11 protein-coding genes are annotated in these 10,828 nt (G+C 60.4%); 7 read left to right on the top strand and 4 right to left on the bottom strand.

Annotation, left to right across the window (positions count from 1 at the left end):
- Positions 1-1,040: ribonucleotide-diphosphate reductase subunit beta (locus BLQ09_RS30780; protein ID WP_092359821.1), on the bottom strand; the 1,040-nt coding region annotated here is incomplete at its 3' end.
- Between the two features lie 337 nt (positions 1,041-1,377).
- On the opposite strand from BLQ09_RS30780, the gene BLQ09_RS30775 reads away from it, so the two are divergent.
- The 4 genes from BLQ09_RS30775 to BLQ09_RS30760 are packed head-to-tail and all read left to right on the top strand — an operon-like array spanning position 1,378 to position 4,629.
- Positions 1,378-2,415, top strand: a complete 1,038-nt coding sequence (locus tag BLQ09_RS30775; protein WP_092359819.1) for an isopenicillin N synthase family dioxygenase — start codon at positions 1,378-1,380, stop codon at positions 2,413-2,415.
- 14 nt (positions 2,416-2,429) lie between these two features.
- Positions 2,430-3,224, top strand: a complete 795-nt coding sequence (locus tag BLQ09_RS30770; RefSeq protein WP_092359817.1) for a MetQ/NlpA family ABC transporter substrate-binding protein — start codon at positions 2,430-2,432, stop codon at positions 3,222-3,224.
- Complete coding sequence (locus BLQ09_RS30765; protein WP_092359815.1) at positions 3,221-3,967, top strand: methionine ABC transporter ATP-binding protein; 747 nt, start codon at positions 3,221-3,223, stop codon at positions 3,965-3,967. Before BLQ09_RS30770 ends, BLQ09_RS30765 begins: the two co-directional genes overlap by 4 nt.
- Positions 3,964-4,629 carry a methionine ABC transporter permease gene (locus BLQ09_RS30760; RefSeq protein ID WP_092359812.1) on the top strand — a complete coding sequence of 222 codons (666 nt, stop codon included), beginning with the start codon at positions 3,964-3,966 and terminating at the stop codon, positions 4,627-4,629. The genes BLQ09_RS30765 and BLQ09_RS30760 overlap by 4 nt, the downstream gene beginning before the upstream one ends.
- 8 nt (positions 4,630-4,637) lie before the next feature.
- Here the strand turns inward: BLQ09_RS30760 and BLQ09_RS30755 are convergent, their stop codons facing one another.
- Positions 4,638-6,050, bottom strand: a complete 1,413-nt coding sequence (locus tag BLQ09_RS30755; protein WP_092359810.1) for an aminotransferase-like domain-containing protein — start codon at positions 6,048-6,050, stop codon at positions 4,638-4,640.
- Between the two features lie 124 nt (positions 6,051-6,174).
- Here BLQ09_RS30755 and BLQ09_RS30750 point away from each other — a divergent pair, with 124 nt between their 5' ends.
- From BLQ09_RS30750 to BLQ09_RS30740, 3 genes are all read left to right on the top strand, one after another.
- Positions 6,175-6,807, top strand: a complete 633-nt coding sequence (locus BLQ09_RS30750; RefSeq protein ID WP_027608109.1) for a LysE family translocator — start codon at positions 6,175-6,177, stop codon at positions 6,805-6,807.
- 85 nt (positions 6,808-6,892) lie between these two features.
- Positions 6,893-7,951: a diguanylate cyclase gene (locus BLQ09_RS30745; protein ID WP_027608110.1), complete on the top strand. Its 1,059-nt coding sequence runs from the start codon at positions 6,893-6,895 to the stop codon at positions 7,949-7,951.
- A gap of 46 nt (positions 7,952-7,997) precedes the next feature.
- The gene (locus tag BLQ09_RS30740; protein WP_092359808.1) at positions 7,998-9,227 is read left to right on the top strand and encodes a M20/M25/M40 family metallo-hydrolase; all 1,230 of its coding nucleotides are present in this window, start codon (positions 7,998-8,000) and stop codon (positions 9,225-9,227) included.
- Positions 9,228-9,320: 93 nt separating this feature from the next.
- Here the strand turns inward: BLQ09_RS30740 and BLQ09_RS30735 are convergent, their stop codons facing one another.
- On the bottom strand, positions 9,321-9,680 hold the full coding sequence (locus BLQ09_RS30735) for a hypothetical protein (protein ID WP_092359824.1): 360 nt from the start codon (positions 9,678-9,680) through the stop codon (positions 9,321-9,323).
- 5 nt (positions 9,681-9,685) lie between these two features.
- On the bottom strand, positions 9,686-10,828 hold a 1,143-nt coding region (locus tag BLQ09_RS30730; protein WP_139202152.1), incomplete at its 5' end, for an RHS repeat domain-containing protein.

The following is a 10,828-nucleotide window of genomic DNA, read 5'->3' as shown; positions in this document are numbered from 1 at the left end:
CCACGCGGCATGGTATCCCGCGCATATTCAATCTCCAGCTGAGTCCCCTGCAGGATCATCTGGGTCGCTTCTTCCTTCATCTCGGCATCCCACAAGTGCGGGTTTTCGATCTTGATCTGGTTGATCACATCGATACCGAAGTTCAGGTGCATCGACTCATCGCGCAGGATGTACTGGAACTGCTCGGCCACGCCGGTCATTTTGTTGCGGCGGCCCATGGACAGGATCTGGGTGAAGCCGCAGTAGAAGAAGATGCCTTCCAGCACGCAGTAGTAGGCGACCAGGTTGCGCAGCAGTTCCTTGTCGGTGTCGACGGTGCCGGTTTCGAACTTCGGATCGGAGATCGAACGGGTGTATTTCAGGCCCCAGGCTGCCTTCTTAGCCACCGATGGAATCTCGTGGTACATGTTGAAGATCTCGCCTTCATCCATGGCCAACGATTCGATGCAGTACTGGTAGGCGTGGGTGTGGATCGCTTCTTCGAAGGCCTGGCGCAGGATGTACTGGCGGCACTCCGGGTTGGTGATCAGGCGGTACACGGCCAGGACCAGGTTATTCGCGACCAACGAATCCGCAGTGGAGAAGAAGCCGAGGTTGCGCATGACGATGCGGCGTTCGTCGTCGGTCAGGCCTTCGGGGTTTTTCCACAGGGCGATGTCGGCGGTCATGTTGACCTCCTGCGGCATCCAGTGGTTGGCGCAGCCGTCGAGGTATTTCTGCCAGGCCCAGTCGTACTTGAAGGGCACGAGTTGGTTGAGGTCGGCGCGGCAGTTGATCATGCGCTTTTCGTCAACAGCGACGCGGGCGGAGGCGCCTTCGAGTTCGGCGAGGCCTTCGGCGACGTCGAGTTTGTCCAGGGCAGCCTTGGCGCGCACGATGGCGGCGGAGTCACTGGCGGTGACGGCGCGGGCTTCGATGGCGGCGGCGGCGCCGGCACCGTCGAGGCGGTCCATGTTGGCTTCGGTGGCGTGGCCGGCGTTGGCGCCCTTGATCACGGCTGCACCGGTGTCCTCGTTGTCGACTTCATCCCAACTCAGCATTGAAATACTCCCTTCTGTTCTGTTTTGACGGCATGTGAACCCGTCCAAAAAAATACGATTTGCAGGCTGCCAGGCATTGAAATACTGCGCAGAGTGTGGTCGGTGATTACCGATGCCGCACACTATGTAGTGGTCTGTTGTGGTTGTTGGCACACTATATGGTGTGTAACAGAGCTGGTCAACGCACAAGAGAGGATCGACTGTCGCAGGGCCAATCGAGCACGCTGAACACCCGCCAACGTGCTTAAGCTAAGTCTAAAAAGATATTTATTAGAGGTTTTTAAGATCGTTTAGCTTGGACGCTTCCAGAGAGTTCTGTTCAAGGAGCGAGCCGCAGATGGCCCACGTGCAGTCAATCACTACTTTGCCGTTGCTGGATCTGTCGCAGCTCGACGGCAGCCCGCAACAGCGCCAGCAGTTCCTCGACGAGCTGCGCCTGGCGGCGCGACATATCGGTTTTTTCTACCTCACCGGCCATGGGATTGACCCGGCGCTGCTGACGGAGTTACAGCAGCAGGCGCGGGCTTTTTTTGCGTTGCCCGAGACCGACAAGCTAGCGGTCGGCATGCTCAACTCGCCTCACTTCCGTGGCTACAACCGTGCAGCCTCAGAGATCACCCGTGGCGAGCCGGACCTGCGCGAACAGTTCGATGTCGGCGCCGAGCGCGCGCCCTTGGCGGTGGATCAATCTCCGGCAGCCTGGGCGCGGTTGCAAGGCCCCAATCAATGGCCGACGGCCTTGCCACAACTCAAACCGCTGGTGCTTGGTTGGCAGCAAGCAATGACGCAGATGGCCCTGCGCCTGCTGCGTGCCTTCGCCCAGGCCTTGTCCCTGCCGGAAAACGCCTTTGACCCGCTGTACGGCGACAAGCCCAACGAACACATCAAGCTGATCCGCTACCCCGGCCGCCATGCCGGGCAAAGTCGCCAGGGTGTGGGGGCGCACAAGGACTCCGGGTTCCTCAGTTTCCTGTTGCAAGACCAGCAGGCCGGTTTGCAGGTGGAAGTGGAGGACGGACGCTGGATTGATGCCGTGCCGCGTCCAGACACCCTGGTGGTCAATATCGGGGAACTGCTCGAACTGGCCAGCAACGGCTACCTGCGTGCCACCGTGCACCGCGTGGTGTCGCCGCCGGTGGGCAGCGAGCGCTTGTCCCTGGCGTTTTTCCTCGGCGCGCAACTGGATGCGGTGGTGCCGGTTTATGAACTGGCGCCCGAACTGCTGCGCGATGCCCATGGCCCCACCAGCGATCCGCGTAACCCTTTGTTGCGCGATGTGGGCTGGAACTACCTCAAGGGGCGCCTGCGCTCCCACCCCGATGTCGCCCAACGTTTCTATGCCGACGCCACGTTGCCCCAAGCGCTGTCCGCCTGATCAGGAGATCACTCATGTTGAAAAAAGCCACCCTTACCCTGGCGGCGTTGCTGGCCTCATTCAGTGTGTCGGCTGCCGATCCGCTACGTGTGGCCGTCGATCCGATTCCCCATGCGCAGATCCTCGAATACGTGCAGAAGCTCGACCCGAGCCTGAACCTGAAGATCATCGAGATCCCCAGCGGTGTGAACTCCAACGAGTTGCTGGCCCATGGCGATGTCGACGCCAATTACTTCCAGCACCTGCCGTACCTCAACTCCCAGGAACAGGCCCTCGGCCAGAAGTTCGCCGTGGCCGCCACCGTGCATATCGAACCGCTGGGGATCTATTCGCGCCGTCATGTCAGCTTCGCCCAAGTGCCGGACAAAGGCACCGTCGCTGTACCGAATAACGTCACCAACCTCAGCCGTGCGTTGTACCTGTTGCAAGCCAACGGCTTGATCAAGCTCAAGCCCGGCTTCAATGACCCCGCCAAAGATCAGGCCACGCCCAAGGACATCGCCGAAAACCCCAGGCACTTGAAGATCCTGGAGATCGAATCGCCGCAAATCCCTCGCGCCCTGGAGGATGTAGACCTGGCTGTGATCAACGGCAACTTTGCCTTGGAAGCGGGCTTGGAACCAGCCAAGGATGCGCTGGGGCTGGAGCAGGCCAAGGGCAACCCCTACGCGAATATCCTGGTGACCACGCCCAAGCTGCTGCAAGACTCGCGTATCCAGAAGTTGGCCAACGATCTGCGCTCGCCGGCGGTGGCCAAATTCATCACCGAGAAATACGCCGGCTCCGTGATCCCGGTGGCGGTCGAATGATCGTTGTCGAGGGGGTCAGCAAAACCTACGCCGATGGTCAGCCGGCGGCGCTGGATAACGTGTCGCTGCAGATCGCCGATGGCGCGATATTCGGCATTGTCGGGCGCAGCGGCGCAGGTAAGAGCACCTTGCTGCGCTGCCTGAACTTGCTCGAACGGCCGACGTCCGGGCGCATCCTGCTGGATGGCCAGGACTTGACGCTGTTGAGCGACAAGCAACTGCGCCAGCAGCGCCAGCGCATCGGCATGATCTTCCAGGGCTTCAACCTGCTGCATTCGCGCAACGTGGCGGATAATGTCGCGGTGCCGCTGGAAATCGGCAACGTGCCCAGGGCTGAGCGTGCGGCGCGGGTTGATGAGTTGCTGGCACTGGTGGGGCTCAGCGACAAGGCTGCGGCGTTTCCCTCGCAGTTGTCTGGCGGGCAGAAGCAGCGTGTCGGCATTGCGCGGGCACTGGCGGCGCGGCCGTCGTATCTGCTGTCGGATGAAGCCACCAGCGCACTTGATCCGGAAACCACCGCGTCGATCCTTGAGCTGTTACGCGACATCAACCGGCAACTCGGGGTGACCATCGTGCTGATTACCCATGAGCTGGAGGTGGTCAAGGCGATCTGCGACAGCGCGGTGTCCCTGGCCGATGGCCGCGTGCTGGAAAGCGGCACGCTGCTGCAATTGCAGGCTGACCCATCATCGCGCCTGGGCCGCTCGCTGGCGCCGAGCCGGCAGGTGGTGAGGGCCGTATGAAAACCGACTGGAACGACATCCTGCAGCTGCTGCTCAACGCCACGGGCGAAACCCTCTATATGGTGCTGTTGGCCGGACTGTTCACTTTGTTGATCGGTCTGCCGCTGGGGGTGTTGCTGTTTGTCAGCCGACGCGACGGCCTGCTGCCTTTGCCGCGCCTTAACCGGGCGTTGGGTGGGGTGATCAACCTGGGGCGTTCATTGCCGTTTGTGGTGATGTTGATTGCGCTGATCCCGCTGACGCGTTTGATCGTCGGCACGACCTTGGGCAGCACTGCCGCCGTGGTGCCGATCACCATTGGCGCGTTTCCGTTCTTTGCGCGAATTGTCGAAACCGCCCTTGATGAGGTGGACAAGGGCCGCATCGAAGCCATCGTGGCCATGGGCGGTGATGTTCGCCATGTGATTCTCAAGGTACTGCTGCCCGAAGCCCTGCCGGCGTTGGTGGCCGGGGTGACCTTGACCGTGGTGATGCTGATCGGCTTTTCATCCATGGCCGGGGTGATCGGCGGTGGCGGGCTGGGGGACCTGGCGATTCGCTATGGTTACCAGCGCTTCAATAACCAGATCATGGTGGTCACGGTGATTGTGCTGGTGGTGCTGGTGCAAGGCGTGCAAAGCCTGGGGGACCGTTGCGTACGTTCACTGGCCCATCGGCGCTGAGCGGCTGCTCAAGGGGCGCCCACGGCCTCGAGTAACAGCGCTTCAAACACCTGCTGCACCCGTGGCTCATCACTGTGGGCCACGTTGAAACGCATCGAATCGCGATGGGCCGGGTCGTAGCCGAAGAGCGCGCCCGGCGCCAGTACCAGGCTGAGTTTCAACGCTTCCTGGGCCAACCATTCGCCGTTCACACCCGCTGGCAGGCGTGCCCAGATAAACATCCCGCCCTCATAGGCCATCGGCAACTCGCACCCGCAGCGCCGCAGCCATTGCTCCACGCGCCCGCCGGCTTCCATCAGGCGTTGGACCATGCGCTTGCGGTGCTTGGCGTAGCTGCCTTCGCTGAGCATGCGGTAGACGATCTGCTCGAACAGTTCCGAGGTCACGCCGCCGCTCATCAACTTCATATTGGTCAGGTTGGCGGCCAGTTGCGGCGCGGCCACCACGAAGCTGACGCGGGTGTTGGCACTGAGGATCTTCGAGAAACCCGACAGGTAGGTAACCTGATCCAGCCCGGCGAGGGTGGCCAGGCGTGGCGGCGGGTTGGGGTGCAGGTCGCCGTAGAGATCGTCCTCGACGATATGGCAGTGGTACTGCTGGGTCAGTTGCAACAGGCGAAACGCCTGGCTGGGGCTGAAGGAGTGGCCGGTGGGGTTATGCAGCACGCTGGTGGTCAGGTAGAGGCTCGGACGGTGTTCGGCCAGCAGTTGTTCGAGGGCGGTGAAATCGAAACCGTCGGGGCGGCGTTGGATGGTCACCACCTTGACGCCGTGCAGCGCCAGGTTGGCGTGGAAGTTGAAATAGCACGGTGCGTCCAGCAGCACCGTGTCGCCGGGCCTGGCGAGCAGGCGCATGAGCATGTCCAGGCCCTGCAGGGTGTTGGGGGTGGTGATGATTTGTTCCACCGGGACCGACAAACCGTCGGCATGCAGCTTCTGTTGCAGGGCCTGGCGCAAGGGCAGCAGTCCGGCGGGCGTGCCCAGCCCGGCGATGCGCAACGACGGCGTGCGCACCACGCTGCGCATGGCCTGGCGGATGCCCTCGGCGTCCAGCCAAGCTTCCGGCAGGTGGCCGCCGCCGGGGCGCAGCTCGCCGCCGGCGGTGACCAGCGGGCGACGCAGCACGCTGAGCAGGTCCTGGGGCAGCAGGTCGATCCACGCCGCCGAGACCGGACGCGTGCTGTCCATCGCCACGAAGTAGCCACGGCCCTGGCTGGAGGTGAGCAGGTTGCGCCCGCGCAGGCGGTCCAGGGCTTCGTTGAGGGTGAACTTGCTGACACCCAGGGCCTGGGTCAACTCACGCACCGACGGCAACTTGCTGCCGGGTGCCCATTCGCCGGTCTCGATGAGCTGGCTGAACGCCTCGACGATCTGCTGCACCTTGGGTGTGCCGTTCACAAACGCGATGGCGGGTATAAACATAAACCTTCCTTGTGTTTACCGGTGATTTTACCGGTGAAGTTCGGCCGGATTAGGCCTGACTTTACCTGCCTTATGCAACGCCGCTTGCCTAAACTGCACGCCTTCTCGTCTCAGGTCCAAGGCCATGACCAGCGCATTGACGCTCTCTTCGTTTCTCTACTTCCTGCTGTTTTGCGCCACCATGACCTTCAGCCCCGGCCCCATGACCCTGCTGCTGTTGAGCCTGGGCTTGAAGAGCGGTTTGCGCAGTTCGATCCCGGCGCAACTCGGTGCCAGTGTGTCGTACCTGATTTCCATCCTGATCTTTGCCGTGGGCTTTTCGGCACTGATCAAGGGCAATCTCGCCATCACCCTGACCATTCAGTTGGTCGGAGTGGCCTACATTCTCTATCTGGCCTACAAGCAGTGGACCGGCAGCGGCGTGTCGATCGGCAAGGCGGCTGCCGTGGAGGGCTCGCGCAGCCTGTTCGGCAAAGGACTGCTGACCGGCTTTTCCAACCCCAAGACCCTCATCATGTTCAGCGCTGTATTCCCACAGTTCGCCGGGGCAGGGGAGCACCGTGCAGCGGTGGATATCGCCATCCTCGGGGCGACCTTTCTGGTGCTGCAATTTGCCAGCGGTTGCCTGTATTGCTACTTCGGCCAGCGCATCAAGCACGTGCTGGAAAACCCCCAGCGCCGTGTGCTATTGCAGCGGATCACGGCGGTGCTGCTGCTGGGGGTGGCGTTGATGCTGGCCCGCGGTTTTTCCCACTGAATGTTTTGGCGGGGGAGTGAGCAATGGTGGCTAATTGCTGGCGCCCTGATAGACTCCAGGCATTCATCCAGGATTACAGCCCTCCATGCCAGCCGTCGGAGGAAAAGGACTTCCGCTCGCTACCCGTTTGTATAAATCCCGCACCTTGGGGCTGACGCTCGGTTTCGTGTGCGTGGTGTTTGGCATGTACCCGCTGGATCCGGCGCCATGGGTGTGGGCCTGGATGGTGATCAACGCCTTTGTCTGGCCGGTCGTGGCCTTTCAGCGCTCGTTGCGGACTACCCATACGCTGCGCAGTGAGCGCCGCAATTTGCTGTTCGATTCGTTTTGCGGCGGTTTCTGGGTCGCGGCCATGCACTTCAACCCGCTTCCCGGTGTGACGACCCTGTCGATGATGACCATGAACAACGTCGCCATCGGCGGTCCGCGCTTCATGCTGGCGGGCTGGGCGGCGCAGGCGCTGGGCATCGGCACGTCGCTGTTGATATTCACCCCGGCCTTTATCGCCACGACCACCCCGGTCCAGCTCTATGCCTGCCTGCCGATTCTGATGGTGTACCCGCTGGCGCTGGGTTGGATCTGTTACCGCCAGGCGGTGACCCTGGCCCGGCATAAACGCGAACTGCTGGCGCTGAGCCGCACCGACAGCCTGACCGGCCTGCTCAACCATGGCGCGTGGAAAGACCACCTGGAGATCGAGTTCCAACGTTGCTGCCGCGAACAGCAAGGGGCCGCGATTGCGTTGATCGACATCGACCATTTCAAGCTTATCAACGACACCTATGGCCACGTCACCGGCGACATCGTCCTGCGCCAGCTCGGCAAAGTGCTGCGCCAGAACCTGCGCGCCACTGACCTGGCCGGGCGCTATGGCGGCGATGAGTTCTGCGTGATCCTGCCGGGCATGCCGCTCAACCGCGCCACCGAAGTGATGGATGCGTTGCGCGATCGCTTCAACGCGTTGGCCTACGCCCAGGACCCGTCATTGCGCGCCAGCTTGAGCATCGGCCTGGCGCCGTATCAACCAGGGCACGCCGACTCGACCCGTTGGCTCAATGAGGCAGACCTGGCGCTGTATGAAGCCAAGAGCAGCGGGCGCAACCGGGTCAGTTCGGTGCAAGGCACTTGGTTGCGGTCGGTCTAGTGGGGTAGGGTGAGGCGGCACCCCAACAAAAAACAAGGATCGGTTCATGCCCTTCACCTTCCCGCGTACTTTCCTGGCCGCCACGTTGGCCTTGTCTTTTGCAGTCCCGGCCTACAGCGCCGAACCCCACAAACAGATCCAGGCCGACGCCGAGCAGTACAAGGCCCCGGCCTTGAAACTGCTGGAGCGCCTGGTGAATATCGATTCGGGCTCCGGCTACGGGCCAGGCTTGACCCAGGTGAGTGACATCGCCGTCGATGAACTCAAACAACTGGGCTTCACCATTGAACGGGTGCCGGATGCCGCCGCCAACAGCAGCCATGTGATCGCCACCCTCAAGGGCGACGGCAAGGCCAAAATCCTGCTGATGGCCCACATGGACACCGTGTTCAAGGAAGGTTCGGCGGCCGAACGGCCGTTTCATATCAAGGATGGCCGCGCCTATGGCCCCGGCGTGATGGATGACAAGGGCGGCATCGTCGCCGGCATCTACGCGCTCAAAGTCCTGAAGAACCAAGGGTTCAAGGACTATGCACAGATTACCTTCCTGCTCGATGCCAGCGAAGAAACCGGTTCCGACATCGCCTCTGAACTGATCCGTAACACCGCCAAGGCCCACGACGTCACGCTGAACCTGGAGCCCGGCCGCCCAGCCGACGGCCTGGTGGTGTGGCGCAAAGGCAGTGCCACCGCCGTGGTCGAAGTCAAAGGCAAAGCCGCCCACGCCGGCGTCGCCCCGGAGCTGGGACGCAACGCCGCCATGGAAGCCGCGCACCAGATTCTGCAACTGGGCAAACTCGGCGATGAAGACAAGAAGACCACCATCAACTTCACCGTGATCAACGCGGGCGACCGCACCAACGTCATCCCCGACCAAGCCACCGCCAAGGCCGATGTGCGTGCGGCATTGCCGGAAGAGTTCGACCGGATCGAGAAGGACTTGGTGCGGGTCTCCGCCAACAAGTTGATCCCGGAAACCGAAGTGACCACCAGCCTCAAACGCGGCCTGCCGCCCATGCCGCAGACACCGGAGTCGGACAAACTGGTGGCGATTGCCCAGGGGATCTATGGGGAGTTGGGTAAAAAGTTGACCATTGAAGGCAGCGGCGGGGCGGCGGATGCCAGTTTGTCCGCCGGGGTGGGCACGCCGACGTTGGATGGGTTTGGGATTGTAGGGGGGAATATTCATACGCCGCAGGAGTATGCGGAGGTGGAGAGCGTGGCACCGCGTATTTACTTGTTGAGTCGGATGATTATGGAACTGAGTAAACGCTGATCAGCCTGGGAGGCTCGCCCATTCAATTTGGCTGAGCCTTCATTCCTTGTGGTGAGCAGGCTTGCTCGCCACAGGTGGCAGGTGGTGTCGAGTTCACTTCTGCGATTTATGAGTACCGTTGTATTGTTTCAGGCGGTCCAGCAGCACTCTCATAAATGCTTGCTGATCAGTCACTGGCTCGCTGAAATAAGTTGTCATTGTTTTAAATACTGAATCAAAGTTATCGTTATTAGCAAGGTGGTGCTCTATCGATTCAATAAACCACTCTTGTTCTGGCTTTGTATAAGACAAGAACTCGGGTTGGGTTAATTCATCAAAGAGTTCGATGAGCTCGTTCTCAGTGTTTACGTTTTTCGAGGCTATAAGACGCTCTCGCTCCAGATCATCCGTATTCTCAATGTCGTAAGTGAAGAGTAAACCACGAATTATCGACATGCTCGGCTTTCTTTTCATACTCATCACTCAGTATAAGCGGTTTTAGGTTTTCCGTTTTTGTCCAGTATTACTCGAGCTTTGCTTTGTTGACTATACTGCCTGCTCTCGCTGGAATATCCTTCGCCAATAATTTTTCCCATGTCCATTGGTTTTAGCGATGCTGCGTGGCCGTTTATCCTAAAGATCAGCTGTGCTCGATATATCGAATTCAATTGATCCCTGTGAGTCAGATAGTGTGTTGCAGCAGGTGGGTATTTTGGTTCTCCGTTATTGGGGCCTGATGTGTAGATTTCAACAATTCCCGTTGTAGGGTTTTTCGCTGTTCTGATTCTTTCAAGCTGAGACTCAAGTGTTGTTTGCGCGCCGTGCTTTTCCAAAAAGTGCGCGCCCGGTGTTGCTTTTTCTAGCTCTTCCAAGCGCCTGTAAGCGTTAGCTTCTGCAAGTTCATCAATTCTTGCCTGTCGTTCCGCACGTCTCAGTTGCGGTAAAGCGGGCTCTCCGTGATTGACACTTGCCGTGGGCGTCGGAACGCTCGTGCTTGGCTTGCATCCATCTCCACCTGGACATGTGCTCAAGCCTAACGGATCTACCCACCCCGTAGGATTGGGCACGTACTGATACGCGTTGATCCCACCCGCCAGCTTCACCGGATCAGGCGTCAGGTAACACCCAATATCCGGATTGTAGTAGCGATGGCGGTTGTAGTGCAGCCCGCTTTCCTGATCAAAGTACTGCCCCTGAAAACGTAGCGGGTTGTCGATTGTGCCTTTGTCGAGTCGGCTGATCTGGCCGTAGGCGCGGTAGTGCGCGGACCAGACGATTTCGCCGTCGGGATCGGTGAGTTCCTGCGGCGTGCCGAGGTGGTCGAGTTGGTAGTGATACGGCTTCGTTTCTTCTGGGTCGAAACCTTCCAACAGGGCCAGTGGACGAAAGCTGTCGGGTTCGTAGAGATAGCTGCGATGGCGGTCTGCATGGTGTTCGGCAATCAGCCTGTCGCCTTGCCAGAAAAACTCCGTGGTTATGCCGTCCACGGTTTTGCTGATGCGCCGCCCAAACGGGTCGTAGCGGTAACTGGCGGTTTGGCCGTTGGGTTGGGTGATGCCGATCAGCCGATGCTGGCAGTCGTAGCGGTATTCGGTGACGAGTGCGTGCCCACGGCCACGCCG

The sequence above is a fragment of the Pseudomonas sp. NFACC25 genome, assembly GCF_900100935.1.
GTDB classification, from domain to species: Bacteria; Pseudomonadota; Gammaproteobacteria; order Pseudomonadales; family Pseudomonadaceae; genus Aquipseudomonas; species Aquipseudomonas marginalis.
Note: the sequence above shows the minus strand (reverse complement) of the source record. Positions and strands in the feature narration are given on the sequence as shown.

Bases quoted from the DNA above. Each gene is read 5' to 3' on its own strand.
- BLQ09_RS30775 (WP_092359819.1), top strand. From the start codon at position 1,378: ATGGCCCACGTGCAGTCAATCACTACTTTGCCGTTGCTGGATCTGTCG.
- BLQ09_RS30740 (WP_092359808.1), top strand. From the start codon at position 7,998: ATGCCCTTCACCTTCCCGCGTACTTTCCTGGCCGCCACGTTGGCCTTG.
- BLQ09_RS30760 (WP_092359812.1), top strand. From the start codon at position 3,964: ATGAAAACCGACTGGAACGACATCCTGCAGCTGCTGCTCAACGCCACG.
- BLQ09_RS30765 (WP_092359815.1), top strand. From the start codon at position 3,221: ATGATCGTTGTCGAGGGGGTCAGCAAAACCTACGCCGATGGTCAGCCG.
- BLQ09_RS30750 (WP_027608109.1), top strand. From the start codon at position 6,175: ATGACCAGCGCATTGACGCTCTCTTCGTTTCTCTACTTCCTGCTGTTT.
- BLQ09_RS30735 (WP_092359824.1), bottom strand. From the start codon at position 9,680: ATGAAAAGAAAGCCGAGCATGTCGATAATTCGTGGTTTACTCTTCACT.
- BLQ09_RS30755 (WP_092359810.1), bottom strand. From the start codon at position 6,050: ATGTTTATACCCGCCATCGCGTTTGTGAACGGCACACCCAAGGTGCAG.
- BLQ09_RS30745 (WP_027608110.1), top strand. From the start codon at position 6,893: ATGCCAGCCGTCGGAGGAAAAGGACTTCCGCTCGCTACCCGTTTGTAT.
- BLQ09_RS30770 (WP_092359817.1), top strand. From the start codon at position 2,430: ATGTTGAAAAAAGCCACCCTTACCCTGGCGGCGTTGCTGGCCTCATTC.